The sequence below is a fragment of the Roseateles sp. genome (assembly GCF_052436255.1).
GTDB lineage: Bacteria > Pseudomonadota > Gammaproteobacteria > Burkholderiales > Burkholderiaceae_C > Pelomonas.
The window spans coordinates 64,748-89,325 of the sequence record NZ_JBQVNP010000002.1 but is presented as its reverse complement, the minus strand read 5'-3'; the positions used below and the strand labels follow the sequence as shown (position 1 = coordinate 89,325).

Annotated in this window: 24 protein-coding genes and 1 pseudogene; 21 read left to right on the top strand and 4 right to left on the bottom strand. The window is 66.9% G+C overall.

The window, feature by feature from the left end; translation table 11 throughout:
* Nucleotides 1–19: 19 nt before the first annotated feature.
* The 3 genes from ACT6S0_RS01105 to ychF form a co-directional block, all read right to left on the bottom strand.
* Nucleotides 20–859: a sulfotransferase family protein gene (locus tag ACT6S0_RS01105; RefSeq protein WP_444762082.1), complete on the bottom strand. Its 840-nt coding sequence runs from the start codon at nucleotides 857–859 to the stop codon at nucleotides 20–22.
* A 269-nt stretch (nucleotides 860–1,128) separates the two neighbouring features.
* The gene (locus tag ACT6S0_RS01100) at nucleotides 1,129–1,458 is read right to left on the bottom strand and encodes a hypothetical protein (RefSeq protein ID WP_444762071.1); all 330 of its coding nucleotides are present in this window, start codon (nucleotides 1,456–1,458) and stop codon (nucleotides 1,129–1,131) included.
* 276 nt (nucleotides 1,459–1,734) lie between these two features.
* The gene (ychF, locus tag ACT6S0_RS01095; protein ID WP_444762070.1) at nucleotides 1,735–2,826 is read right to left on the bottom strand and encodes a redox-regulated ATPase YchF; all 1,092 of its coding nucleotides are present in this window, start codon (nucleotides 2,824–2,826) and stop codon (nucleotides 1,735–1,737) included.
* A 122-nt stretch (nucleotides 2,827–2,948) separates the two neighbouring features.
* On the opposite strand from ychF, the gene ACT6S0_RS01090 reads away from it, so the two are divergent.
* The 12 genes and pseudogenes from ACT6S0_RS01090 (at nucleotide 2,949) to ACT6S0_RS01035 (ending at nucleotide 12,971) form a co-directional block, all read left to right on the top strand.
* Nucleotides 2,949–4,070, top strand: a complete 1,122-nt coding sequence (locus tag ACT6S0_RS01090) for an FAD-dependent monooxygenase (protein WP_444762069.1) — start codon at nucleotides 2,949–2,951, stop codon at nucleotides 4,068–4,070.
* Entirely contained in the window at nucleotides 4,067–4,819 is a 753-nt protein-coding gene (locus ACT6S0_RS01085; RefSeq protein WP_444762068.1) for a DsbC family protein, read from the top strand. Before ACT6S0_RS01090 ends, ACT6S0_RS01085 begins: the two co-directional genes overlap by 4 nt.
* 4 nt (nucleotides 4,820–4,823) lie before the next feature.
* Nucleotides 4,824–5,261 (top strand): DUF3429 domain-containing protein, encoded by a 438-nt coding sequence (locus ACT6S0_RS01080; protein WP_444762067.1) that lies wholly within the window; start codon nucleotides 4,824–4,826, stop codon nucleotides 5,259–5,261.
* Complete coding sequence (locus tag ACT6S0_RS01075) at nucleotides 5,261–6,979, top strand: M61 family metallopeptidase (protein ID WP_444762066.1); 1,719 nt, start codon at nucleotides 5,261–5,263, stop codon at nucleotides 6,977–6,979. The genes ACT6S0_RS01080 and ACT6S0_RS01075 overlap by 1 nt, the downstream gene beginning before the upstream one ends.
* A gap of 7 nt (nucleotides 6,980–6,986) precedes the next feature.
* A complete protein-coding gene (locus ACT6S0_RS01070) occupies nucleotides 6,987–8,075 on the top strand; it encodes a DUF3108 domain-containing protein (protein ID WP_444762065.1) in 1,089 nt (362 codons plus the stop codon).
* Complete coding sequence (locus ACT6S0_RS01065) at nucleotides 8,072–8,860, top strand: enoyl-CoA hydratase (RefSeq protein WP_444762064.1); 789 nt, start codon at nucleotides 8,072–8,074, stop codon at nucleotides 8,858–8,860. The genes ACT6S0_RS01070 and ACT6S0_RS01065 overlap by 4 nt, the downstream gene beginning before the upstream one ends.
* Nucleotides 8,861–9,047: 187 nt before the next feature.
* Entirely contained in the window at nucleotides 9,048–9,419 is a 372-nt protein-coding gene (locus ACT6S0_RS01060) for a hypothetical protein (protein ID WP_444762063.1), read from the top strand.
* A gap of 105 nt (nucleotides 9,420–9,524) precedes the next feature.
* A complete protein-coding gene (locus ACT6S0_RS01055) occupies nucleotides 9,525–10,550 on the top strand; it encodes a substrate-binding domain-containing protein (RefSeq protein WP_444762062.1) in 1,026 nt (341 codons plus the stop codon).
* A gap of 8 nt (nucleotides 10,551–10,558) precedes the next feature.
* Complete coding sequence (locus ACT6S0_RS01050; RefSeq protein ID WP_444762061.1) at nucleotides 10,559–11,701, top strand: sugar ABC transporter permease; 1,143 nt, start codon at nucleotides 10,559–10,561, stop codon at nucleotides 11,699–11,701.
* On the top strand, nucleotides 11,698–12,447 hold the full coding sequence (locus tag ACT6S0_RS01045) for an ATP-binding cassette domain-containing protein (protein WP_444762060.1): 750 nt from the start codon (nucleotides 11,698–11,700) through the stop codon (nucleotides 12,445–12,447). Before ACT6S0_RS01050 ends, ACT6S0_RS01045 begins: the two co-directional genes overlap by 4 nt.
* Before the next feature lie 25 nt (nucleotides 12,448–12,472).
* Nucleotides 12,473–12,517 (top strand): annotated as a pseudogene (locus ACT6S0_RS01040) (hypothetical protein); the annotation flags it as partial.
* A 67-nt stretch (nucleotides 12,518–12,584) separates the two neighbouring features.
* The gene (locus tag ACT6S0_RS01035) at nucleotides 12,585–12,971 is read left to right on the top strand and encodes a nucleotidyl transferase AbiEii/AbiGii toxin family protein (RefSeq protein WP_444762059.1); all 387 of its coding nucleotides are present in this window, start codon (nucleotides 12,585–12,587) and stop codon (nucleotides 12,969–12,971) included.
* 3 nt (nucleotides 12,972–12,974) lie between these two features.
* Here ACT6S0_RS01035 and lysS read toward each other — a convergent pair whose 3' ends face one another.
* Nucleotides 12,975–14,492, bottom strand: coding sequence for a lysine--tRNA ligase (gene lysS, locus ACT6S0_RS01030; protein WP_444762058.1), 1,518 nt, complete (start codon nucleotides 14,490–14,492; stop codon nucleotides 12,975–12,977).
* A gap of 175 nt (nucleotides 14,493–14,667) precedes the next feature.
* Here lysS and ACT6S0_RS01025 point away from each other — a divergent pair, with 175 nt between their 5' ends.
* From ACT6S0_RS01025 to ACT6S0_RS00985, 9 genes are all read left to right on the top strand, one after another.
* Nucleotides 14,668–15,903: a hypothetical protein gene (locus tag ACT6S0_RS01025; protein ID WP_444762057.1), complete on the top strand. Its 1,236-nt coding sequence runs from the start codon at nucleotides 14,668–14,670 to the stop codon at nucleotides 15,901–15,903.
* Between the two features lie 118 nt (nucleotides 15,904–16,021).
* Nucleotides 16,022–17,140, top strand: a complete 1,119-nt coding sequence (locus tag ACT6S0_RS01020; RefSeq protein ID WP_444762056.1) for a glycosyltransferase family 4 protein — start codon at nucleotides 16,022–16,024, stop codon at nucleotides 17,138–17,140.
* Nucleotides 17,137–18,243, top strand: a complete 1,107-nt coding sequence (gene wecB / locus ACT6S0_RS01015) for a non-hydrolyzing UDP-N-acetylglucosamine 2-epimerase (protein ID WP_444762055.1) — start codon at nucleotides 17,137–17,139, stop codon at nucleotides 18,241–18,243. The genes ACT6S0_RS01020 and wecB overlap by 4 nt, the downstream gene beginning before the upstream one ends.
* On the top strand, nucleotides 18,240–18,788 hold the full coding sequence (locus tag ACT6S0_RS01010; protein ID WP_444762054.1) for a hypothetical protein: 549 nt from the start codon (nucleotides 18,240–18,242) through the stop codon (nucleotides 18,786–18,788). The genes wecB and ACT6S0_RS01010 overlap by 4 nt, the downstream gene beginning before the upstream one ends.
* A complete protein-coding gene (locus ACT6S0_RS01005) occupies nucleotides 18,785–20,011 on the top strand; it encodes a glycosyltransferase family 4 protein (RefSeq protein WP_444762053.1) in 1,227 nt (408 codons plus the stop codon). Before ACT6S0_RS01010 ends, ACT6S0_RS01005 begins: the two co-directional genes overlap by 4 nt.
* Nucleotides 20,008–20,697, top strand: a complete 690-nt coding sequence (locus ACT6S0_RS01000; protein WP_444762052.1) for a class I SAM-dependent methyltransferase — start codon at nucleotides 20,008–20,010, stop codon at nucleotides 20,695–20,697. Before ACT6S0_RS01005 ends, ACT6S0_RS01000 begins: the two co-directional genes overlap by 4 nt.
* Nucleotides 20,698–20,715: 18 nt before the next feature.
* On the top strand, nucleotides 20,716–21,873 hold the full coding sequence (locus ACT6S0_RS00995; protein WP_444762051.1) for a DegT/DnrJ/EryC1/StrS family aminotransferase: 1,158 nt from the start codon (nucleotides 20,716–20,718) through the stop codon (nucleotides 21,871–21,873).
* A 5-nt stretch (nucleotides 21,874–21,878) separates the two neighbouring features.
* Entirely contained in the window at nucleotides 21,879–22,466 is a 588-nt protein-coding gene (locus tag ACT6S0_RS00990) for a sugar transferase (protein ID WP_444762050.1), read from the top strand.
* A gap of 13 nt (nucleotides 22,467–22,479) precedes the next feature.
* Nucleotides 22,480–24,372, top strand: a complete 1,893-nt coding sequence (locus ACT6S0_RS00985; protein WP_444762049.1) for a polysaccharide biosynthesis protein — start codon at nucleotides 22,480–22,482, stop codon at nucleotides 24,370–24,372.
* The last annotated feature ends 206 nt before the right edge of the window (nucleotides 24,373–24,578 follow it).

Below are 24,578 nucleotides of genomic sequence, written 5' to 3'. Positions count from 1 at the left end.
CGACATGACAGTCATGCGCTCAGGTGTTGTGCTTGATCCGGATGACGTTGGCTGCGCTGGCGGCTTCGTCCTGCCAGAACGACAGCGATGCGTATTTTTCGAACAGGTCGGGCGGCAACACGGTACGCCTGGGCGCTGCCTGCACCTTGCGCCGCACCTCGTGCAGGCCCTTCAGGCCCAGCGCTTCATCGAACTCCGGTGCGTCGTAGACCACGTTGTCGAAGTCGTGCGCAAACCAGGGTTCGCCGATGAAGTCGTAGACCAGTCGCAGCACCTTCTCCGGCGACTGGCTGAGCAGGTCGTAGTCGACCACCAGCAGCGAGGCGGCCTGTTCGCCGTAGTAGGCCTCTTTCAGCGCGGCCCAGGGGAAGCCGACGAGCCGGTTGCGCAAGGCCAGCGTGTCGACACGGCTGTAGACGTTGTTGCGCTCGCTGTCGTCGGCAAAGAGCTTGGTGTTTTCATAGGGGTTGGCGCGGTACAGGCGTTCGATGCTGTCCATCACCCAGGCCACGTTGCGCACGCAGGCGATCACCTTGGCCTGCGGGAACAGGTCGAGCAGCGCCGGCAGCTTGGCGCTCCACTGGCGGTTGGTGTCGAACACCACCGACTTGGTGCTTTGCTCGGCGTAGTAGCTGTCAAAGAGGCCGCGCAACAAGCGGCGGCGCTGATCGTGGGTGATGACAGGGCCGAACTCGCCGCCTGCCGAAAACTGGGCCACCATGCCGTTGAACAGCGCACCGATCGGGCTCGTCATGCCTGCGTGGAATCGAGGATTCTGCAGCAGCAGGGCCGAGAGCAACGTAGAGCCCGAGCGCGGCAGTCCCGAGATGAAATGGAAGGTCTGCCCGGGAGATGTCATTCCATGGTGGACGTCGGTGGGGTGATTCATTTTCACCGGGACCTTTTCGCTTCGATCGGTTCAAGCGAAGCGTGTTTGTTAAATGATTTGCGCAAAGCGCTTGCGCAAAGCGTTCAGGCGCGTCGGTGCGAAGCGCCGGCCGAGTGCCGATGATTGTGTGAGCGGCGCGCGGGCGCTACAACCTGACAGGAGTTCCAGGTCGTGTCTTCGATGTCACCCTTCCTTGCTGAAGCGGTTGCACTGCAGGTGTTCGCCGTGTAGTTCACGGGTTAGAGCGGCGCCAGCAGGTCCACGCTTGCGCATGCCGTCGAAAGGTGTTTGCGCGAACAAGGGCATTCGGTGCTCGTGCCCGACGGCGACAGGTGCGCCCGATTGTTCCGTTGGCGCGGGCGGTCGAAGCGCCGCTCGCAGCGCTGGTCATGGCGGATCAACTCGTGCGGCCGCGCCGGGTCCAGCGGCTTGCGGCCGCGCTGGGCCCGCTTGTGGCCGGGGACGTCAATCTGGTCGCTGTCGTTGCTGTGGCCGCGCTCTTCACCTGCGGGCTCGGCCTGCGCGCCCAGGGTACCGGCCTCGTTGAAGAGCATCTCCTTGTGCAGCACCGCAGCCTCGCTGCTGAGTAACCGGGCCGCGCTTGAGCGCAGCACCGCCTTCCCACGCCCGTTGGCACCGTGAACCTGAAACACGTCGTTGGCCAGGTCGAGGCCGTGGGGGCGTCCATTCCACTGCCTACTTGTGGACTGCTCAGCCGAGGATGCCCGATGCCTGAATAAACGCCGATCCGGAACTCCAGGACCGGCTGGGCGCCCCGGAGTTCCGGCGGCCTGCCCGTCTGCGCAGGCGCAACGCCCAGCCTTCAGATAGCGGGGCGCACCAGATCAGACGTTGAACAAGAAATGCAGCACGTCGCCATCCTTCACGACGTACTCCTTGCCCTCTGCGCGCATCTTCCCCGCGTCCTTGGCGCCTTGCTCGCCGCGATGCTTGATGAAGTCGTCGTAGGCGATGGTCTGGGCGCGGATGTAGCCGCGCTCGAAGTCCGTGTGGATGACGGCCGCAGCCTGCGGGCCGGTATCACCGATGTGGATGGTCCAGGCGCGCACTTCCTTCACGCCGGCCGTGAAGTAGGTCTGCAGGCCCAGCAGCTTGAACGCCGCTCGAATGAGGCGGTTGAGGCCCGGTTCGTCCTGGCCCATCTCGGCGAGGAACAGCGTGCGGTCCTCTTCGGCCATGTCGGCCAGTTCTGCTTCGGTCTTCGCGCAGATCGCGACGACCGGCGCGTTCTGGCTGGCGGCGTACTCGCGTAGGCGGTCCAGGAAGGGGTTGTTCTCGAAACCGTCTTCCGACACATTGCCGACGAACATGGCCGGCTTGGCCGTGATCAGGCACAGCGGCTTCAATACGGCCAGCTCTTCTTTGCTGAAGTCGATGGAGCGCACCGGCTTGGCTTCATCCAGGGCGGCTTGGCACTTCTCCAGCACCTTGACCAGCGCGACGGCTTCCTTGTCGCCCGCGCGGGCGACCTTGTTGTAGCGATGCAGGCTCTTCTCGACGGTGCCAAGGTCCGCCAGGCAGAGTTCGGTCTGGATGACTTCAATGTCGGCGATCGGGTCGACACGGCCATTCACGTGGATGACGTTGGGATCCTCAAAGCAGCGCACGACGTTGACGATGGCGTCCGTCTCGCGGATGTGCGACAGGAACTGGTTGCCCAGGCCTTCGCCCTTGCTGGCGCCGGCAACCAGGCCCGCGATGTCGACGAACTCCACCACGGCCGGCACAACTCGCTCAGGCTTGACGATCTCGGCCAGTGCCGCCAGACGGGGGTCGGGCAGCTCGACGATGCCGACATTGGGTTCGATCGTGCAGAACGGATAGTTCTCGGCGGCGATACCGGCTTTGGTCAAGGCATTGAAGAGCGTGGACTTGCCGACGTTGGGCAGGCCCACGATGCCGCATTTGAGGCTCATGGCAGGCTTTCTGTGGGGAGGCATCCGGCGGCGGGCCGGTGCCGAAGCGCGCGATTTTAGTCGCCGGCGTCATGCTCTCCCTGCGGCTCTGGGCGGTCACACCCGCTGCCTACAATCGCCGCATGCAAAGCGTGGATGTGTTGGTGAGAGGGCGGGGGGCGGTCGGTAGCAGCCTTGCGCTCAGCCTCGCCGCCCAGGGCTTGACGGTCGGCCTTGCCGGTACGGTGGAGGCGCCGCGTGCAGATGATGTGCGCGCCTATGCGTTGAACGCCGCGTCCGTAGCATTGCTGCGGGAACTCAAGGTGTGGGACGGGTTGCCGGTTGATGCCGTCTGCGCGGTCTACGACATGGTCATCTGCGGCGACGCGGCGGACGGTCGGCCTGCCGGTCGATTGAGCTTTTCGGCCTGGCAGCAAGGGCTGCGCGAGCTGGCCGTCATCGTCGACGCGGCCGCGCTTGATGCCCAGCTGGCTACCGCATTGCGTTTCTCACCTCATGTTCGCAATGTCGACCCCGGCACGCGCGCCGCTTTGACCGCGTTGTGCGAGGGCCGCGAATCCGCGGCACGCGACGCGTTGGGCGTCGAGTTCAAGCCCAAGGCCTATGGGCACCGCGCGCTGGCAACAAGGCTTGTGGCGGATCGTCCGCATCAAGGCGTCGCGCGCCAGTGGTTCGGTGCCGGCGGCGAAGTGCTGGCCCTGTTGCCGTTCGAACGGCCCACCCCGGCGCAATCCTTCGGACTGGTCTGGTCCTGCGCCGAGGACCGCGCGCAGGCGCTGCGGGCCATGCCGCAGGCGGATTTCGAGCGCGAGCTCGCCGCCGCAACGGTTGGAGCGGCGGGCGCGCTGACCTTGGCAGGCGAGCGGGCGACCTGGCCGCTCGCGCTCGCGCGTGCCGGCGCGGTCAGCGGGCCGGGCTGGGCCGTGTTGGGGGACGCCGCACATCTCGTGCATCCCTTGGCCGGCCAAGGCCTGAACCTGGGCCTCGCAGACGTCGCGGCGCTGTCGCAAGTGCTCGCGGCACGCGAGCCCTGGCGTCCCCTGGGCGATGAGCGTCTGCTGCGTCGCTATGCCCGCGAGCGCCTTGCCCCGACCTTGGCCATGGGCGAGCTGACCGACGCGCTGCAACGCCTGTTTGCCCATCCTTCGCAGGCCGCGCGCGGTCTGCGCAACGGCGGGCTGGACGCGCTCAACCAACTCACCCCCGTCAAGCGCTGGTTGACCCAGCGGGCCCTTGGGCTTTGACTTCTTCCCTGGACGCCATCGTGCTGCACCGCTTCCTTCTGCTCGCCGCCCTGCTTGTATCTAGCCTCACCGCCTCCGCCAACGAGGCCGCCATTCGCAAGGCCATTGCCGAGCGCATGCCCAATGCACCCAAGATCGATGAAGTCAGGCCGGCCCCGATGCCGGGCCTGTGGGAGATCCGGATTGGCAACGAGATACGCTACACCGACCCGACGGGCACCTACCTCATCGAAGGGGAGCTCATCGACCTCAAGGCGAGGAAGAACCTGACCGGCGAGCGCGTCGCCCAGCTCAACCGGGTGGATTTCGCGGCGCTGCCTTTCAAGGATGCCGTGGTGTGGAAGAGCGGCACTGGCAAGCGCCGGCTCGCCGTCTTTGCCGACCCGAATTGCGGTTACTGCAAGCGCTTCGAGAAATCCTTGCAAGAGCTCAAGGACGTGACGGTCTACACCTTCCTCATCCCGATCCTTGGCGGCGATTCGGCCGACAAGACGCGCGCCATCTGGTGCGCCAAGGACAGCACCAGCGCTTGGCTCGGCTGGATGCTGCGAAATGAGCAGCCGCCCAAGGCACCCGCCGCCTGTGATGACGGCGCCATCGAGCGCAATCTCGCGCTGTCGCGCCGCATCCACGTGAACGGCACGCCCGCCATCCTGCTGGAAGACGGCAACCGCATTCCCGGCGCAGTCGGCGCGGTCGAGCTCGAGAAGCGCCTGCAGGCACTTGCGGCACCGGCCGGCAGATCCTGAGCCGATGAGTGCCGACCATCGCCGCCTCGCGCATCGGCTGGCCTACGCCGGCCTCATTCCGTTTGTCGTCGGCTGCGCACTGATCTGGCTGATCGGCAACCGCGACCTCGACCAGCACGCGTTTGTCAGCCTCGCGATGTCGGCCTATGCCGGCCTCGTGGTCTCTTTTCTGGGTGGCATCCACTGGGGGCTGTCGTTCGCGCGCGGCCTGCCCGGCCGGAAGCCGCTGGCCTGGGGCGTTCTTGCCTCGTTGCTCGGCTGGTTGGGTGTGTTGATGGCGCCCTACGCGGGGCTGGCCCTGCATGGTGGCGTGCTCATCGCCTGCTACGCGGTCGACCGACGCGTCTACCCGCAACTGGGTGCAGGAGACTGGCTCACGCTGCGCTTTCGGCTCACCGCCGTCGCCTCGTTGAGCTGCTTTCTCGCCGCTGCGGGCAGCTGATGACCGGGCCGTGCTACAGGGTCGAACTGGCCGACATCGCCGCGCATCGTTTTCGCGTCACGCTGACGCTGCCAGCGCCCGCAGCCGAGCAGGACCTCAGCCTGCCAGTGTGGATCCCGGGCAGCTACCTGGTGCGCGAGTTCGCCAAACAACTGAGCGGGATGACTGCGCGCCAGGGCGACCGCGACCTGGCCATCGAGCAGATCGACAAGGCCAGCTGGCGCGTGCGCTGCAGCGGCGGGCCACGGGGCAAGGCGCTGACGCTCAGCTACGACGTCTATGCCTTCGACGCCTCGGTGCGCACCGCTTGGCTGGACAGCCAGCGCGCCTTCTTCAATGCCAGCAGCCTTTGCCTGCGCGTGCATGGCCGCGAGGCCGCACCGCATCGCGTGGAACTGGCCGGCGTGCCCGGCGGATGGCAAATCGCCACCGAGATGCCCGAGCAGCAGGGCGCCTACGAGGCGGCCGACTACGACGAGCTGCTGGACCACCCCTTCGAGATCGGCCCGCATTGGCAAGGCGGGTTCACGGCCGCCGGCGTACCCCACCGCATCGTGGTTGCCGGCGCCTGGCCCAGCTTCGACGGTGAGCGCCTGCTGGCCGACGTGCAGCGCATCTGCGAGGCGCAGATCGCCTTCTGGGGCGGCGCGCCTTTCGAGCGCTACAGCTTTCTGCTCTGGGCCGTCGACGATGGCCACGGCGGCCTGGAGCACCGCGCCAGCACGGCGCTGATCTGCGCGCGGCGCGAGTTGCCGACGGCAGCCGAGCCTGCCGCGCCGAGCGACAACTATGCGCGCCTGCTGGGTTTGTTCAGCCATGAGTACTTCCACGCCTGGAACGTCAAGCGCCTGCGCCCGGCGGAGTTCACCCGCTTCGACTACCAACGCGAGAACTACACCGAGCTGCTGTGGTTCTTCGAAGGCTTCACCAGCTACTACGACGAGCTGATGCTGTGCCGCGCCGGCCTGGTCGATGCGCCGCGTTATCTGAAGCTGCTGGCGGCGTCCGTCAACGGCGTGCTCGCCGCGCCGGGCCGGCGTGTGCAGCCGCTGGCGAGCGCCAGTTTCGAGGCCTGGACCAAGTACTACCGGCCCGACGAGAACAGCGTCAACGCGACGAGCAACTACTACGCGCAAGGTGCGTTGGTGGCGCTGTGCCTGGATCTGGTCCTGCGCGCATCTGAATCAAGCCTGGATGCGCTGATGCAGCAGTTGTGGCGGGACAGCGCCGGCGGCCCCATCAGTGAAGCGGCGATCCTCGCGGCTGCGCGTGCGCTGGGCGGAGACGAGGCTGGCGAGAGACTGCATGCCTGGGTGCATGGCACCGATGAATTGCCGCTGCGCGAGCTGCTTGAGGGCCACGGCATCGCATGGGGCGACGAGGGCCGCCAGCCGGTCGCCCAGCGCCTGGGCCTGAAGGCACGCGAGGCGGCATTGACGGGCATCCATGTCACGCATGTGTTGACCGGTGGTGCGGCTGCAGCGGGTGGCGTCAATGCGCGCGACGAGATCATCGGCTGCAATGGCTGGCGGTTGCGCCGGCTGGATGACGCGCCGGCGCTGCTGGCTGCAGGGGATGCGCGGCTGCGCCTGCTGGTCAGCCGCGACCAGCGTCTGATCGAGTTCGACGTGGTTTTGCCGCCGTCGCAGCCGGCCGCCGTGGCGCTGACGCTCGCCGACGGCGCGCAGGCCGCGCGGCGCCGCTGGCTCGGCGCCTGAGCCTGGCATGAAAACGCCGCGGCCACCGTGGCTGATCGTGGCAGCCGTGCTGGCCGTGCACCTGCTGCTCGGCCGCGAGGTGCAGCGCATCCACGCTGGCTGGGTCAGCGAAGGCCCGGCGCCCATGCCCGCCCGCATGCAAGTCGAGTTCGTGCAGGAGATGGCAATGCAAACGCCGCCCGCTGCGCGGCCGGTGCCGCCGCCACCCCCGCCACCCCCGCCACTCCGCCCCGTGGCCAGTCCGGCAGCGACGGCGGCGTCGGCCGCGTCCGAGCCGGCATCCGCTCCCGCGGCGGCCCCCGAGCTGGCATCTGCGCCAGAGGCGGCCGCTGGAGTGGCCCCGGCACCGCATGAACTTGCTGCACCCGCTGCGGCAGCCGCCTCAGCCGCACCGAGTGACGAGCCCGGCCCCGAGTGGCCGCTGTCGACCCGGCTGAGCTACGACCTGACCGGCAATTACCGCGGGCCGGTGACTGGCCAGGCGCAGGTCCAATGGCTGCGCAAAGGCCGGGACTATCAGATTCATCTCGATGTCGCGATCGGCCCCAGCTTCGCGCCACTGATCACCCGGCGCATCAGCAGCCAGGGCCGCCTGGCGCCCGAGGGCATTGCGCCGCAGCGCTACGACGAGGAGACGAGGCTGATCTTCGGCGAGCCCCGGCGCCTAAACCTCGTTTTCCTGGGTGGCGAGCAGGGCGCGGGCGGGCCAGGGGCACCGCAGGACGCCGTCAGCCAGTTCGTGCAGCTGACATGGCTCTTCCTGACCGGCCGCGAGACCCTGGAAGCGGGACGCGTCATCCAGCTGCCGCTTCAACTGCCCAGCGGCCCCTACGACTGGCAGTACGAGGTGATGGGCGAGGACGTGCTGTACACGCCCATGGGGCCGCTTGTCGCCTGGCACCTGCGGCCCCGACAGCCGGCGCGCGGCAACGACCTGGCCGCCGAAGTCTGGCTTGCGCCCTCGCTGCAGTACCTGCCCGTGCGCCTCGTCATCCGCCAGGACGCTGGCACCTACATCGACCTCATGCTCAAGAGTGCGCCGCTGCAAGCCGCGCCAGAATCGACCGACGGCATCCCCAGGAGACCCCCGCCATGACCTACGAATGCATCATCACCGCCGTGCACGGCGACGGCCCGCGCAAGACCGGCCTCATCACGCTGAACCGCCCGAAGGCGCTGAACGCGCTGAACGACCAGCTGATGGACGAGATGGGTGAAGCGCTGCTGGCTTTTGACGCGGACGACGGCATCGGCTGCATGGTGCTGACCGGCTCCGAGCGTGCCTTTGCGGCCGGCGCCGACATCCCCACCATGCTGCCCCACACCTTCGCCAGCGCCTTCAAGAGCGGCCTGATTTCCAAGAACTGGGAAACCATCCTGCAAGTGCGCAAGCCCGTGATCGCCGCTGTGGGCGGCTTTGCCCTGGGTGGCGGCTGTGAGCTGGCCATGATGTGCGACTTCATCATCGCGGCCGACACGGCCAAGTTCGGTCAGCCCGAGATCAAGCTCGGCATCGTCCCGGGCGCCGGCGGCACCCAGCGCCTGCCGCGCGCCGTTGGCAAGAGCAAGGCCATGGACATGCTGCTGACCGCCCGCATGATGGCCGCCGCCGAGGCCGAAAGCGCCGGCCTGGTGTCACGCGTCGTGGCGGCGGACAAGTTGCTGGAGGAAGCGTTGGCCGCGGCGGAGGCCATCAACGGCTTCAGTGGGCCATCGGTCATGCTCATCAAGGAACTGGTCAACCTGGCCTACCAGGCGCCGCTGACTGACGGCGTCGCCGTGGAGCGGCGCTACTTCCATGCTCTGTTCGGCAGCCATGACCAGCGCGAGGGCATGGAAGCTTTCCTGGCCAAGCGCGCGCCGGACTTCCAGCACCGCTGAGCGCACTTTCGTAGCGAATCTATGACGAACTAGGGGTGAGTGTTTGCAAAAGTTGAATAGTCAGTTTCCGCCAGCCTAGTGTTTCTACTTAGATGGGTTGCTTACAGTTCAGGCCATGGACACCGCGGTCGCGATGTCCAAGTGAACCGAAAGCAGGACGTTCCTGCAAGAACTGAAGGAGCCCGTCATGAGCAAGCTGTCCACCATCATCGCCGCCACCCTGTTGATCGCCGCCGGTGCCGCAACCGCCCAAACCGCCCCGGTGAGCCGCCAAGCCGTCATTGCCGAGCTGGTCGCTGCCCGCAGCAGTGGCGAGCTGGCCGCCTTCCAAGGTGAAAAGGGCATCGACGTGCCGACGCCGGCCACTGTCAAGGCCACCGCGTCTGCCACCGTGCAGTTGCCCCGTCAGGCCGTGCTGACGATCAAACCGACTGAAGTGCGCGCCGATCAGAAGCTCGCTGCCGCCCTGGCCGCCGACCATGGCGAAAACGCGGCGCGCGAACTGGGTGATTTCCCTGCACCGGTTGCACGCCGCGCCGCCGCGCTGGCCAGCCGCTGAAACAAAGCGGTTTCAAGCCGATGAAAGGCGACCCGGGAGGGTCGCTTTTTTGTTGCCTGCATTCCTAGAATCCGCGGCCCAGACAAAACGGGCGTTGGAGACAAGATGCGAATGCAGCAAATGTGGGCGGCGACGACGCTGCTGATGGCCTCGATGACAGCGTTGGCGGCCGGCCCGGTGGTGGGTGTGAGCTGGTCCAACTTCCAGGAGGAACGCTGGAAGACCGACGAGGCGGCGATCAAGGCCGAGCTGGCCCGCCTCGGCGGCAGCTACCTGAGCGCCGACGCCGGCGGCTCGCCCGAGAAGCAGATCGGTGATGTCGAGTCCCTGCTCGCCAAGGGCGCCAAAGTCTTGATCATCCTGGCCATGGACAAGGACGCCATCGCCCCGGCGCTGAACAAGGCCAAGGCGCGCAAGGTGCCGGTGCTGGCCTATGACCGCCTGATCGAAGCGCCCGAGGTGTTCTACCTGACCTTTGACAACCGCGAGGTTGGCCGCCTGCAGGCCAAGGCCGTGCTGGCCGCCAAGCCGCAGGGCCGCTACGTGATGATCAAGGGCTCGCCCAGCGACCCCAATGCCGACTTCCTGCGGGCCGGCCAGCAAGATGCGCTCGCCGACGCCGTGAAGAGCGGCGCCGTGAAGATCGTTGCCGAGGAGTACACCGACGGCTGGAAGCCCGAAGTGGCCCAGAAGAACATGGAGCAGATCCTGACGCGCCTGAAAGGCGGGGTGGACGCGGTCGTGGCCAGCAACGACGGCACGGCCGGCGGCGCGATTGCCGCGCTTGCCGGGCGCGGGCTCAGGGGCGTACCCGTCAGCGGCCAGGACGCCGACCATGCGGCGCTGAACCGCATCGCGCTGGGCACGCAGACCGTCTCGGTCTGGAAGGACTCGCGTGCGCTGGGCAAGGAGGCTGCGGCGGCCGCCGTGCAGCTGGCCGCCGGCAAGAAGGTCGATGGCGCCGCGCCCTGGGCCGGTGGCGAGCGCAAGGTCTCGCTGCAGGCCAAGTTTCTTGCCCCGGTGGCCATCACGCAGGCCAACCTCGATCAGGTCATCAGTGCCGGCTGGGTGTCCAAGGCCGTGGTCTGCAAGGGTGTCGACGCGGCCAAGGCGCCGGCCGCCTGCAAGTAGGAGACCCGATGAGCGCCCAGACCCAGCGGCTTGCCGTCATGGCCGCCGTGCTGGTGGCCATTGCCATCGGCTTTCACGTGCTCACCGGCAGCTTCCTGACGGCGGAGAACCTCTACAACATCGCGCAGCAGACGGCGGTCGTCGGCATCGTCGCCAGCGGCATGGCGCTGATCATCGTCGCGCGGCAGATCGACCTCGCGGTGGGCTCGTTGCTCGGCGCGGTCGGCGTGCTGATGGCCTGGCTGCAGTACACGCAGGGCTGGTCCGTCGGCGCGTCGCTGTTGGCCGGCCTGGGCCTGGCGCTTCTCGTCGGCCTTTTTCAGGGCTGGCTTTCTTCGGTCATCGGCATCCCGTCCTTCGTCGTGACCTTGGGCGGCCTGGTGTCGCTTCGTGGCGTGGCCTTCCTGATCGCGGATGGCAAGACCCAGCCCGTCAGCGAGCCCTGGCTGCTGGCCCTTGGCGGCGGCCTGGACGGCTCGCTTGGCGAGCGCGGCAGCTGGCTGCTGGGCATCGGCCTCATCGCCGTGCTATGGGGTTGGCAGGCCGTGCAGCGGCGGGCGCAGCAGCGCGCCGGCGGGGTGCCAGGCGACCTCAGGCATGAGCTGCTGAAGGGCGGCGTCGCGGCGGTGGCTGTGTTCGGTTGCGTGGCCGTCTTCAACGCCTACCGCCTCGAAGGTCAGGCGCAGGGGCAGGGCCTGCCCCTGCCGCTGGTGATCTGGGTGGTGGTGGTGCTGGTGCTGGGCTTTGTCGCCAAGCACACGCGCTTTGGCCGCTACGTCTATGCCATCGGCGGCAATCCGGACGCGGCGCGCTTGGCCGGCATCCCGGTCAAGCGCGTGATGCTCCAGCTGAACATGCTGCTGGCGGCCCTGGTGGCATTGGCGGCCGTGGTTGCGATGGCGCGGCTGAACGCGGGCACCAACTCGATGGGCACCGGGATGGAGCTGACCGTCATCGCGGCAGCCGTCATCGGCGGTGTGAGCCTGGCCGGAGGCAGCGGCAGCGTCGGCGGCACCGTGCTGGGCGCCCTCATCATCCAGAGCATCGACAGCGGCCTGTTGCTGACCGATGTCGGCATCGGCTGGCGCATGGTGGTGCTCGGCCAGGTGCTGGTGGCAGCTGTCGTGTTTGACCGGGTGGCACATCGATGAGCGCGTTGCTTGAAGTGCGCGATGCGCGCAAATCCTTTGGCGGCGTGCATGCGGTCGATGGCGTCAGCCTGAGCTTGGCGCCCGGCGAGGTGCTGGCCGTGCTCGGTCATAACGGCGCCGGCAAGTCCACGCTGATGCAGATGATCGCCGGGGCGCTGCCGTTCGACGGCGGCGAGCTGCTGTTGAGCGGCGAGAAGGTGAAGTTCGCCAGCCCCGCCGATTCACGCGCCGCCGGCATCGAGACCATTCACCAGAAGCTGGCCCTGGCTGACAACCTCGACTCGGTCGCCAACCTCTTCCTCGGCCGCGAACTGCGCACGCGCTTCGGTCTGCTCGACGATGCCGCCATGCGCGCCGCGGCGGTGCCGCTGTTCGCGCGGCTCAACCCCAACTTCAAGAACATCGGCGACCCGGTGATGTCCCTGTCGGGCGGCCAGCGCCAGGTCGTCGCCATCGCCCGCGCGTTGCAATTCAAGGCGCGCGTGCTGATCATGGACGAGCCGTGTGCGGCGCTGGGCCCGGCCGAGACGGCGATGGTCCACGATTTGATCCGGCGCCTGGCCGCCGAGGGCGTGGGCATCCTTCTAGTGACTCATGACATGCCGGATGTATTCGCGCTGTCAAACCGTCTGGCGGTCATGAAGAACGGGCGGATGGTTGGGGTCTGCCGCACCGCTGATGTGACGGAGGACGAGGTGCTGGCGATGATCATTGCGGGCAAGGCACCAGCGGCGGTATTGGCATAGTTGTTTCTCAGGCGGTGGCACCGCGATGGCGTTGCGCTTTGGCGAGTACCGCGAGTCGGTGGACATCGCCTTCCTCGTGTCCGACCTCGCCGGCTACCGGGCGCTGCGGCAGTTGCTGACCGGCCCGGCTGGCTTGGGTGCGCTCGTCCGCGCCGGTGCCGCGCGCATCGCATTCGACACGCCGGGGCCTAACCGACTTCATCGCCGGTGTCGCCGGGTTGACGCCGCTGGACCTGGCCGCCGGCAAGCTGTTGGCGCTGGCCGACCGCTGGCGCGATGACGGCGTCTTCAGCCGCAACCTGATCGATCTGGCCATGATGCAGCCGGCCAAGCCTCTGCTGCGTGCGGCCATCGCCAAGGCCGCAACGGCCTACGGCGACAGTGTCGAAAGCGGCCTGTCAAGGGCCCTGCAGGACCTGCGGGAGCGCCCGCAACGGCTTGATGCCTGCATGGGCGCGATGCAAATGAACACCCTGTCCAAGGCCCAGCTTTGGGCCCGGATCAAGGCGTTGGAGAAGCGCTGAGGTTCAGGCCTCCCGACGCAGCGCCGGGAACAGGATCACGTCACGGATCGACGGCGAGTCGGTGATCAGCATCATCAGCCGATCGATGCCGATGCCGCAGCCGCCGGTCGGGGGCATGCCGTACTCCAGCGCGCGGATGAAGTCGGCGTCGAAGAACATCGCCTCCTCGTCGCCGGCGTCCTTGTTGGCCACTTGGGCGTGGAAGCGCGCGGCCTGGTCTTCGGCGTCATTCAGCTCGCTGAAGCCGTTGGCGTACTCGCGGCCGGTGATGAACAGCTCGAAGCGTTCGGTGATCGCCGGGTTGGCGTCCGAGGCCCGGGCCAGCGGCGAGACCTCGACGGGGTAGTCGATGATGAAGGTGGGCTCCCACAGCTTCTCTTCGACGACGGCCTCGAACAGGCCGAACTGCAGCTCCGCCAGGCTCCAGCGGGCCGGGGCCTCTTCGCCAGCGGCGACGATGCGGGCGCGCAGCACGTCGGCGTTGTCGGCTTCGGCCTCGCTCAGGCCGGCGAACTGGATCAGCGAGTCGCGCACCGACACGCGCGCAAACGGCTTGTCCAGCGCCACCGGCTTGCCGGCATAGGTGAGTGCAGCGCTGCCGGTGGCGGCGATGGCGGCATGGCGCAGCACGGCCTCGGTGAAGTCCATCTGGTCGTGATGCGTCCAGTAGGCCGCATAGAACTCCATCATCGTGAACTCGGGGTTGTGCCGGACCGAAATGCCTTCGTTGCGGAAGTTGCGGTTGATCTCGAACACGCGCTCGAAGCCGCCCACCACCAGACGTTTCAGGTACAGCTCCGGCGCGATGCGCAGGAACATCTCCTGATCCAGCGCGTTGTGGTGCGTCTTGAAGGGCTTGGCATTCGCGCCACCGGGGATGGGGTGGAGCATCGGCGTCTCGACCTCCAGGAAGCCGTGGTCGACCATGAAGCTGCGGATGGCGGACACCGCCTTGGAGCGCGCCGTGAAGCGCTTGCGCGCGTCCTCGTCGGTGATCAGGTCGACATAGCGCTGGCGGTACTTCTGCTCCTGGTCGCTCATGCCGTGGAACTTGTCCGGCAGTGGGCGCAGGCTCTTGGTCAGCAGGCGCAGCGTGGTGACGGTGACGGTCAGCTCGCCGGTCTTGGTCTTCATTAGCGTGCCCTCGCCGCCGATGATGTCGCCCAGGTCCCAGTGCTTGAACGCGGCGTAAACGTCCGCGCCGACATGGTCGACCGTCACACGCAGTTGGATGCGGCCGGTGGCGTCCTGCAACGTGCAGAAGCTCGCCTTGCCCATCACACGCTTGAGCATCATGCGGCCCGCCACGCTGACCTTCACTGCCTGTGTTTCCAGTTCCTCGTTGGGCATTTCGCCGTACTGGGTCTGCAGCGGCAGCGCACGGTGCTGGGGCTTGAAATCGTTCGGGAACGGCACTGCCGTGGCGGCCCGGATGGCGGCCAGTTTTTCGCGGCGCTCGGTGATCAGCTGGTTCTCGTCTGCCTGAGCGGGCACGGGGGTGGGCGGTGTCGTGTTGTTCATTGCGGGCCTAGGGTGAATCCGCGATTTTAGAATCCACTGTCCTCCACGACCTTGCGCTTTGACGAGCGCTCCTCATGACGCTTGTCCGTGCCCCGTCCCGAATCAGCCTGAGCTCTCTGAGATGCCGCAGGATCGGGGGATTAAACGCATGCCAAGTCTGATATTGAATCCGGCTATGCGGGCATTGTTGGCGTCCGCGTCGTTGCAAGCGTTGGGGCCTCTTAGTGCGCTTGCCACGGTGCTTGTCGTGGCCACTGTCGGCGGCGCGCAGGCGCAGGGGCAGTTTGCTCAGAGCAAGGCCTGGGTCGACCTGCTGGTGGTGCTGGGTACCTTCGGGTTTCCACAGGGCATCGTCTATGTGGTGAACCGCTTGAGCGCGTGCGCCCGTCGCCTGGCTTGGTATGCCGCGGGCTATTCGCTAATGTTCGTGCCGGTGGCCTGGGCTGCCACCCGCATCGGCGCTGGACAGCAATGGGCAGGTCCGCTGACCGGACCCTTAGATGCGTGGGTGCTCGCTGGCGCCGCCGCCCTACTGGTGGTACATGCACTATGGCGAGGCGTGTGCCTGACGCTCAATCAAGGCGCGGTGTTCGCTCTACTGACGGTAGTGCCGGCCGTCGCCCTGCTCGCAGCGGTGTGCAGCCAGTCCGGGCGCGGGCCTTTTCCTTCGGCGATTCTGATCTCGGCGGCCCTGGCCGCCTTGGCGGGCGCTGCGGTGGTGACGCATCAGTTGCACGGCACGCCGGTCGGAGTCGGGCGGCTTCCCTGGCGCGCCCTGTGGGCAAATGGATCGCATGTCTTCCTGCAAGCGGTACTGACGGTCCTGCAACCTTTGCTGGCCTACGCCCTGGTGCGCCAGGCGGGCGGGGGTGACGAGGGGGTCGGATTACTACACGTCGGCGTGTTCGTCGCTCAAGGCCTGGTGGTACCTGTGGGCCTGGTGGCGCCGCTGCTTTTTGCCCGTTGGACGGCTACGCTGGATTTGACGCTGCTTCACCGGTTGCAGGCCCACGCGGCACGCTGGGTGATCTGGGGGGCTGTGGCCGGCTGCTTGCTGGCCGGGGTTGTCGGGGTGGCGGTGCGTTGGGGTTTGGGCGCTGATTACGACGCGGCAATCTTGCCAGCAATGCTCATGACGCTGTCGTTGCCGCTGGCGGCTTACACCCGGGTGCTAGCGCCAGCCATGCATGCGCATGGTGTGCCGCAAGCTAACACCGCTGCGGCGGCTTGGCGTTTGGCGTGTCTGGCGCTGGGCGGCTGGTTGCTAGCTCGAGATGCGGCATGTGCTCCCTGGGCGGTGGCTCTGGCTTGGTCCGTGAGCGAGGCTGCGGCGCTGCTCTGGACCTTGTGGGCGATGAACAAGCTCGCCTCCCAAGCCCCCAAGCACGGCACCGCGGGGGGCGCCTCGTGAACCTTCTTCGTGCCGTCGCAGACCGACCCTGTGCGCTCCGCCATGCGCACTGCGATACCTTGCGCCATCCGCATGCCCGCCGCCCGGGCGTGCGGGCGCAGCGGGCCGGACGAGCTACATGAGGATCCTGGTGCTGTCAGAGGCCTACCCGTCGCCAACGCATGTCTATGCGATGGGGTTCGTTCACTCGCGGTCCTTGGAATATGTGCGCCAAGGCCACGAGGTGACTGTGCTGTCGTTCAGTGCGGCGACGGGCTACGCATTCGAGGGTGTGGATGTTCGCACCGCGGACGAGGTGCACGTGATGTGCCGCAACCCCCACCGGTTCGATGTGGTGTTCTCGCACGCCCCCAACCTGCGCAATCATTTGCGTCTGCTGCGCGCCTTGCCACCGTGGCCGCTTGTGTTCTTCCTACACGGTCATGAGGTGCTGCTCACGCGCGAGCATTACCCGCAGCCTTATGCGTTCGACCGCAATCTGGGCGAAGCTCTGACGCGCAAACTGCGCGCGGCCTACGACCCGATCAAGCTTTGGGCCTTCCGACGGTTCTGCCAGCGCCGGCTGGCAACGGGGGGGCATCTGGGGCTGGTGTTCGTTAGCGAATGGATGCGCCGCGAGGCCCTGCGGGCCAGCGCTTGGCTGACCCGCGCGCCGATGTTAGCCACGCGCATCATCCCCAATGCCGTCAATCCGGCCTTCATCGAGCGCAATTACCAGCCGCGGCCAATTCCCGATGCGGATTTCGTCTGTATCCGCCCTTTCGACAATCCCAAGTACGCCATCGATGAAGTGGTGGCCTGGGCGAACGCCTGCCCGGAACTGAGCTTCCATGTGTTCGGCAGGGGGCGCTATTTTGAAGTCCACCCCGCACCCAGCAATATGACGGTCTTCCAGCGTTTCATCCCACAGGCCGAGATTCCGGCGCTGCTTGATCGCTACCGCGCGTGCGTGCTGCCGACGCGCCTGGACTCCCAGGGCGTGATGGCTTGCGAGATGGCGACCTACGGCATCCCGCTCTTCACGTCTGACCTTGCTGTGACACGACAGATGCTTGGCGAGTTCGACAACGTGCGACTGATACCGGCAGGTGCTGCCGACCTCGGCATGTTGCGCCAGCCGCCCCCTGCACTGCCTGCTGGCGCACCGGTGCGCCACCGGTACCTGGGCGCTCGCTTGGCGACACAGGAACTGGCGTTTGCCGGCGACTTGGCGGGCAGTCCATCGGGGGAGTCATGAGGCGTAAACGCATCCTCACAGTCGTCGGTACACGGCCTGAGGCCATCAAGATGGCGCCAGTTATCACTGCCTTGCAGGCCAGTGGCTGGTGTGATTGCACCGTGCTGGCTACCGGCCAGCACCGCGAATTGCTCGACCAAGTTTTGCAAGTGTTTGGCCTGGTGCCCGATGCCGACCTTCAGGTTATGGCGCCCAACCAAAGCCTGGCCGCGCTCTCGGCACGGTTGCTTTGCGCACTAGATGGCGCCATTGAGCACTGGCGGCCTGATGTGCTTATCGCTCAGGGGGACACCACTTCGGTGCTCTGCGCTGCGATGGCGGCGTTCTACCGCCGCCTTCCGTTTGCTCACATTGAGGCAGGGCTGAGAACGCATGACCTCGACAACCCATTCCCGGAAGAGATGAACCGGGTGGTGGCGGGCCTGCTGACGCGCTGGCATTTTTCGCCAACAGAGTCGGCCCGCGAAAACCTGCTGGCCGAACGCATCCCGGCGGATCGGATTCATGTCACCGGCAACACCGTGATCGACGCGCTGCACTCGGTCGCCGAACGGGCGGATCGCGCACACCTGTTCGCGCGACCGGGGCGCCGGCTCATATTGGTGACAGCGCATCGGCGTGAGAACTTCGGCGCCCCGCTGGCCGAGATTTGTCGGGCGATTGCGCAGCTTGCGTCATTACGACCAGAGACTGATTTCCTTTTCCCTTGGCACCCGAACCCGAATGTGCGTGGCATCGTGCGTCCGTTATTGGAAGGGCTGCCCAATGTGACTCTCTGCGAGCCGCTGGACTACCTCGCTTTCGTGGCGGCCATGAGGCAGTCCCATCTCATACTGTCCGACTCGGGCGGCGTGCAGGAGGAAGCCCCTGCACTGGCCAAACCAGTGCTGGTGTTGCGTCGCGAAACGGAGCGCCCTGAGGCGGTGGCCGCTGGCGTCGTGCGATTGGTGGGACACGATTTCGACACCATCGTGCAAAGCACCCTGTCGTTGCTGGACGATGCGGCCGCCCATGCGGCCATGGCGCGCGGCGTCTCACCCTATGGCGACGGTCAGGCGGCCAGCCGGATTGAGCAGATATTGCGAAAGGCTTTGGCTCAATGAAGCTGGTGATGATCGGCGACGCCGAGCAGCCACAGCTGCTGCAGTGGGCGCAACAGCTGGCGCCTCGCGTGCGCCTGGCCGCCGTCTCCTCGCGTGGGTTCCCGCCCGGCTGGGAAATGCTACTGCCCGAGGCCGACCGCCTCGCCCTGAACCTTCCTGCCGGTGACGTCATGGCCCTCATGCGCAGCATGCCACGTGTGGGCTCCTGGCTGGCCAGCACCGATGCCGACTGGCTGCATGCACACGATGTGGCGCTGCACGGCAGCCTAGCGTGGGCTTCGTGCCTTGGTTGGCGGCTGCGCGCGCGCATTGCGTGCTCAGATAGCCGTGGTGAACTGGCGCGCATGCTTGGCCGCGGCGGTAGCTGGCGTTGGCTCGCTCGCAAGTCGTTGCGCAATGCCGCCCTTGCCACTGCGGAGGAGCACGACACCGCAACGTTGATGCGCGAGCATGGCGCTGCCCAGGTGATGGCCCTTCCAGCGGGCGACCCTTTCGAGCCGCATGTGCAGCGCTTCCTGACCCGCCTGCGCGAGCTGTCGCCGTGAGGCTCCTCCTCATCAACCACTACGCCGGCTCACCCGCGCATGGCATGGAATTCCGGCCCTACTACCTGGCCCGCGAGTGGGTCAGGGCCGGGCATGAGGTCACCATCGTCGCGGCCAGCCACTCGCATGTGCGCGCCGTGCAGCCCGAGGTCGGCGGCGAGCCGCGCGAGGAGCTCATCGACGGCATCTGCTACCGCTGGCTGCCCACGCCGCACTACGCCGGCAATGGCGTCGGCCGTCTGCGCAACATCCTGTCCTTTCTGCGCCAGCTGCGTGCCGACGCCTGGCGGCTGACGCGTGAGTTCCGGCCCGATGCGGTCATCGCATCCAGCACCTATCCGATGGATGTCTGGGTGGCCCGCAAGCTGGCCAAGCTCGCGAAGGCCAAACTGGTCTACGAGGTGCACGACCTCTGGCCGCTGTCGCTCATCGAGCTGTCGGGCATGTCGCCGCGCCACCCCTTCGCGCTGCTGTGCGGCAAGGCCGAGGCCGACGCCTATCGTGATGCCAATGTCGTCGTGTCGATGCTGCCCTGCGTTAACGAGCACATGGCCGCCAGGGGCCTGGATCTGGCCAAGCTGCACATCGTGCCCAACGGCTTCGCGCCCGAGGAATGGCAGGGCGAGTCGGCGCCGCTGGGCGCAGCGCTGGCTGCGCATCTGGACGCCGAGCGCGCTGCTGGCCGTGTCATCGTCGGCTATGCCGGGTCCATGGGCTTGCCAAATGCGTTGGATGTGCTGCTCGACGCGGCCTCGCGCTTGAGGGAGGCGCCGCTGAGCTTCGTGCTGGTCGGCAGCGGTCACGAGGCCGCCCGCCTGGCCGAACGTGCCGAAGCCGAAGGCTTGAAGAACCTGCGCTTCTTCGCCCCCATTCCCAAGGCCCAGATTCCCACGCTGCTCAGCCGCTTCGACATTGCCTACATCGGCTGGCAGCGCACGCCGATCTACCGCTTCGGCATCGCGCCCAACAAGCTCATCGACTACCTGATGGCCGGCCGGGCTGTGCTGCATTCGGTCGAGGCGGGAAATGACCCAGTGGCCGAAGCAGGCGCCGGCTTGACCGTCGCGCCGGAGGACGCCGAGGCTGTGGCCCAAGGGCTGCTGAAGCTCGCCGCGTTGACGCCCGCTGAGCGCGCGGCCATGGGCGCCCGGGGGCGCGCGTTTGCGATGGCGCATCACGCCTATCCCGTGCTCGCCGCCCGTTTCATCCAGGCCCTGTCATGAGCGAGCTGGACGAGATCGCCCAGCGCTACGCCCGCCGCGCCGGACAGGGCGACGGCGCGGACCGCTACAGCCTGCTGCGCCCCGAGGTCTGGCAGATGTGGCAGGAGCGCCAGCGCGAGCTGCTGAAGCTGCTGGCGAAACGCCCCGGCCAGCCGGCCGAATGGTGCGCCACCGAAGTGGGCTGCGGTGCCGGCGGCAACCTGCTGGACCTGCTGCGCCTGGGCCTGCTGCCGGCGCATCTGAGCGGCATCGAGCTGCTGCCCGAGCGCCTGGCCGCTGCCCGGGCATCCCTGCCCGAGGGCGTGCGCCTGATCGCGGGTGATGCGTCCTCCGCCGACATCGCACCCGCCAGCCAGGACCTGGTGCTGCAGTCCACCGTCTTCTCCTCCATCCTCGACGACGCTTTGCAGCAGCGCGTGGCCGATGCGATGTGGCGCTGGCTCAAGCCGGGCGGTGCCATCGTCTGGTACGACTTCACCATCAACAACCCGCGCAACCCCGACGTGCGCGGCGTGCCGCTCAGGCGGGTGCGCGAGCTCTTTCCTGGGTGCGAACCCGGCCGTTTCACCGCCCGCCGCGTCACGCTGGCACCACCGCTGGCCCGGGCGCTGCCCGCGGCCTACGGGCTCTTCAACCTCGCCCCCTGGCTGCGCACCCACCGCCTTGTGCTGATCGAGAAGCGCTGATCGCCGAAAATCCGCCCCATGACCCAGCCCTTCCTTCCCTTTGCCCTGCCCGACATTGGCGACGACGAGATCGCCGAGGTGGTCGACACGCTGAAATCCGGCTGGATCACCACTGGCCCCAAGGCCAAGCGCTTCGAGCAGGCCTTCGCCGAGTTCCTGGGTGAACCCCAGATCGAATGCATCGCCGTCAACTCGGCCACCGCCGGCCTGCACCTGGCCCTTGAAGCCATCGGCCTCGGCCCGGGTGACGAGGTGATCACGACGACCCACACCTTCACCGCCACCGCTGAAGTGGTGCGCTACCTGGGCGCGGACGTGAAGCTGGTCGACATCGACCCAGCGACGCTGAACATCGACATCGCCGCGATCGAGGCCGCGATCACGCCCAAGACCCGCGCCATCCTGCCGGTGCACTACGCCGGCCTGGCGGTGGACATGCTGGCCATCCTCGACATCGCCCGCCGCCACGGCCTGCGCGTCATTGAAGACGCCGCCCATGCCCTGCCCACGACGCTAGAGAAGGAACTGATCGGCACGCTGGGCAGCGACGCCACCGTCTTCAGCTTCTACGCCAACAAGACCATGACGACGGGCGAGGGCGGCATGCTGGTCACGCGCAACGCCGAGCTGGCCAAGCGCGCGCGCGTCATGCGCCTGCACGGCATGAGCCGCGACGCCTTCGACCGCTTCACGGCCAAGGTGCCGAGCTGGTACTACGAGATCGTCGCGCCCGGCTTCAAGTACAACCTGACCGACATCGCCGCGGCGCTTGGTCTGCACCAGCTCAAGCGCCTGCCGGGCTTCCAGGTCCGCCGCGAGCAGATCGCCGCGCGGTTCAACGAGGCCTTCGCCGACCTGCCGCTGATCCTGCCGCCGAGCGCGCCCGCGGGCGACACGCATGCCTGGCATCTCTACGTCGTGCGCCTGGCCGACGATGCCGGCATCACGCGCGACGCCTTCATCGAAGGGATGTACGCCGCCGGCATCGGCTGCAGCGTGCATTACGTGCCGCTGCATTTGCATCCCTACTGGCGCGACCGCTACGGCCTGACGCCGTCGCAGTTCCTGCATTCGCAAAAGGCCTACGAGCGCATGGTCAGCCTGCCGCTGTACACGGCGATGGGCGATGCGGATGTGGACCGTGTCATTGCTGCGGTGCGCGGGCTGCTGGCTTGAATGAGGTGGGCAAACGCCTTTTCGACGTGATCTGCTCGGGCCTGGGGCTGCTGGTCCTCGGTCCGCTGCTGGTCCTGGCCGCCCTCTGGGTCAAGCTGGACTCGCCCGGCCCGGCGCTGTTCCGCCAGCTGCGTGTGGGCCGCTTCGGCCAGCCCTTCACCATCCACAAGTTCCGCACCATGCGCGTCGAGCCCGGGCCGGTCATCACGGTCGGGGCCGACCCGCGCATCACGCGTTCGGGGCACTGGCTGCGCCAGACCAAGCTCGACGAGCTGCCGCAGCTCTGGGACGTGCTGCGCGGCGCCATGAGCCTCGTGGGCCCGAGGCCGGAGCTGCCGCAGTATGTGGCGCTCTATCCGGCCGACCTGCGCGAGCGCGTGCTGTCTGTACGCCCGGGCATCACCGACCCGGCGTCGCTGGCTTTCAGCCACGAGGCCGAGTTGCTGGCCAAGGCCGCCGACCCCGAGCGCGAATATTGCGAGGTCGTGCTGCCTGCCAAGCTGCGGATCTCCGCCGATTACACGGCGACCGCCAACTTGGCGACCGACCTGCGCCTGATCGTCGCGACGCTGGCCCGCCTAGCGCACCGCTGACAATCCACTTCCGATGACTTGGCAACTGCTCGAGACCCTGCTCATGCGACTGCGCCCGCATCGCGAGGCGTTGGCCTTGTTGCTGGATGTCCTCATTGTCGCCATCGGCTGGCAGGCGACCTACCTGTTCCGCCTCGGCTTTGAGCGCTGGTTCACTGCGCGCCCGGGCTACGACGCCTGGGTGCTGCTCGGCCTGCTTGCGATCTACGCGTTGGTGCTGGGGGTGCTGCGCGTGCCCAAGGGCATGTGGCGTTTCTCCGGCTTCGGCGAGGTCAAGCGTCTGGCCGTGGCATGCCTGCTGGCCGGCCTGATCGCAGCGACGGCGGTGCTTATGGGACATTTGCGCGAAATCCCTCGCGCCGTGCTCGCGCTGCATCCCCTGTTCACGTTGATGCTGATGGCCATGATGCGCATGGTGTACCGCATGCTCTACGAGCACATGCGCGGGCAGATCAGCGGCACTGCGCAGCAACAACGGCGCGCACTGGTGATGGGCGCCGGCGACGCGGGTAGGCTGCTGGTGGCGGGCATCCAGCACAGCCAGGGCTGGGTCGTGGTCGGTTTTCTGGACGACGACCCGGCCAAGCACGGCGGGCGAGTGGCGGGGCTGCCGGTGCTGGGCGAGCTGGCGCAGCTGGGGCGGCTCGCCGAGTTGCATGGTGTCACCCACCTGATCGTGGCCATGCCCGCCTCCACGGTCCAGCAGCGCCGCCGCGCATTCGACCTGGCCGGCGCTATCGGCCTGCCGGTGCTGACCGTGCCCAGCAGCAGCGAATTGCTGGCTGGCCGGCGGGTTAACGAGGTGCGCGACGTCGAGCCGGAGGACTTGCTCGGCCGTCCCCCGGTGCAGTTAGACGAGGCTGGCATTAGTGAGGCGCTCAGCGGCAAGGTCGTGCTGGTCACGGGGGCGGGCGGCAGCATCGGTAGCGAGCTTTGTCGGCAGGTGGCTCGCTATGGACCTCAGCAACTCGTGTTGTACGAGCTAAGCGAAATCGCGCTCTACCAAATCGAACAGGAATTGAGCGAACACTTCCCCCAACTGTCCCTGGTGCGCCTGATCGGCGACGTGAAGGATCTGAACCACCTGCACGCAACCTTCGGCGCACATAGCCCCCAGGTGGTCTTCCACGCTGCCGCCTACAAACACGTGCCACTGATGGAGGTGGGCAACGCGGCGGCCTGCCTTCGCAACAACGTGTTGGGTACCTACAACGTCTGCGTCGCCGCTGCCCAGGCTTGTGCAGAGCGGTTCGTACTGATCAGCACCGACAAGGCCGTCAATCCGACCAATGTTATGGGTGCCACCAAACGCGCTGCCGAACTGGTCATCAGCCACATGGCAGCGCAGGGGCACGCCACGCGGTTCATGGCCGTGCGTTTCGGCAACGTGCTTGGTTCCAGCGGGAGCGTAATTCCAAAATTTAAGGAGCAGATCGCCCGGGGCGGTCCGGTCACGGTCACGCACCCAGACATCACGCGTTATTTCATGACCATCCCTGAGGCCGCGCGGCTGGTCGTTCAGGCTGCGGCGCTGGGCGAAGGTGGGCAAGTCTTCGTTCTCGACATGGGCGAACCCGTGCGCATTTCCGATCTGGCCAAGGACCTGATAAGAATGTCAGGCCATGATGAGAATGACATCCAACTAAGCTATGTTGGCCTGCGCCCTGGGGAAAAACTCCATGAAGAGCTTCTCGCCGATGCCGACGCAGTGATTCCTACCTCTGTGGAGCGGCTGCTCATCGCGCGGCTAGACGATGGGTCACGCCATGCGCTAGTCGCTGACTGGTTGCGAAATTTGCAAGGTGAAAATTCACCACAGAGGGACGGCGAAATCAGGCGAGTTCTTTGGTCCTTGCTCGGTGTGGAGTACACAGCCGGCTCAGCCAGCTCATCCAGGGCTGTTTAGCCCGGCGCTTCGTTGGCTCAGGCCCAGCGCGTAGGACGTTTACGTGTTGAATGTCTCGCTCTGGCAACGAAAGACTTTGCGACGACGTGGTCGATATGAAACGCAACCGCTACCATCGTTTGACTGCTGTACGGCTAAAGCTGACCGGCCGCAGGCTCTCGTAAGATCACGTGTTTTCCCCGAGATGGGGCGTTTGATTGACAACC

Coding starts and splice junctions, on each gene's coding strand:
- ychF (WP_444762070.1), bottom strand. CDS start 2,826: ATGAGCCTCAAATGCGGCATCGTGGGCCTGCCCAACGTCGGCAAGTCC.
- ACT6S0_RS01090 (WP_444762069.1), top strand. CDS start 2,949: ATGCAAAGCGTGGATGTGTTGGTGAGAGGGCGGGGGGCGGTCGGTAGC.
- ACT6S0_RS01080 (WP_444762067.1), top strand. CDS start 4,824: ATGAGTGCCGACCATCGCCGCCTCGCGCATCGGCTGGCCTACGCCGGC.
- ACT6S0_RS01065 (WP_444762064.1), top strand. CDS start 8,072: ATGACCTACGAATGCATCATCACCGCCGTGCACGGCGACGGCCCGCGC.
- ACT6S0_RS01105 (WP_444762082.1), bottom strand. CDS start 859: ATGACATCTCCCGGGCAGACCTTCCATTTCATCTCGGGACTGCCGCGC.
- ACT6S0_RS00985 (WP_444762049.1), top strand. CDS start 22,480: ATGACTTGGCAACTGCTCGAGACCCTGCTCATGCGACTGCGCCCGCAT.
- ACT6S0_RS01075 (WP_444762066.1), top strand. CDS start 5,261: ATGACCGGGCCGTGCTACAGGGTCGAACTGGCCGACATCGCCGCGCAT.
- ACT6S0_RS00995 (WP_444762051.1), top strand. CDS start 20,716: ATGACCCAGCCCTTCCTTCCCTTTGCCCTGCCCGACATTGGCGACGAC.
- ACT6S0_RS01010 (WP_444762054.1), top strand. CDS start 18,240: ATGAAGCTGGTGATGATCGGCGACGCCGAGCAGCCACAGCTGCTGCAG.
- wecB (WP_444762055.1), top strand. CDS start 17,137: ATGAGGCGTAAACGCATCCTCACAGTCGTCGGTACACGGCCTGAGGCC.
- ACT6S0_RS01045 (WP_444762060.1), top strand. CDS start 11,698: ATGAGCGCGTTGCTTGAAGTGCGCGATGCGCGCAAATCCTTTGGCGGC.
- ACT6S0_RS01020 (WP_444762056.1), top strand. CDS start 16,022: ATGAGGATCCTGGTGCTGTCAGAGGCCTACCCGTCGCCAACGCATGTC.
- ACT6S0_RS01070 (WP_444762065.1), top strand. CDS start 6,987: ATGAAAACGCCGCGGCCACCGTGGCTGATCGTGGCAGCCGTGCTGGCC.
- ACT6S0_RS01050 (WP_444762061.1), top strand. CDS start 10,559: ATGAGCGCCCAGACCCAGCGGCTTGCCGTCATGGCCGCCGTGCTGGTG.
- ACT6S0_RS01025 (WP_444762057.1), top strand. CDS start 14,668: ATGCGGGCATTGTTGGCGTCCGCGTCGTTGCAAGCGTTGGGGCCTCTT.
- ACT6S0_RS01060 (WP_444762063.1), top strand. CDS start 9,048: ATGAGCAAGCTGTCCACCATCATCGCCGCCACCCTGTTGATCGCCGCC.
- ACT6S0_RS01055 (WP_444762062.1), top strand. CDS start 9,525: ATGCGAATGCAGCAAATGTGGGCGGCGACGACGCTGCTGATGGCCTCG.
- lysS (WP_444762058.1), bottom strand. CDS start 14,492: ATGAACAACACGACACCGCCCACCCCCGTGCCCGCTCAGGCAGACGAG.
- ACT6S0_RS01000 (WP_444762052.1), top strand. CDS start 20,008: ATGAGCGAGCTGGACGAGATCGCCCAGCGCTACGCCCGCCGCGCCGGA.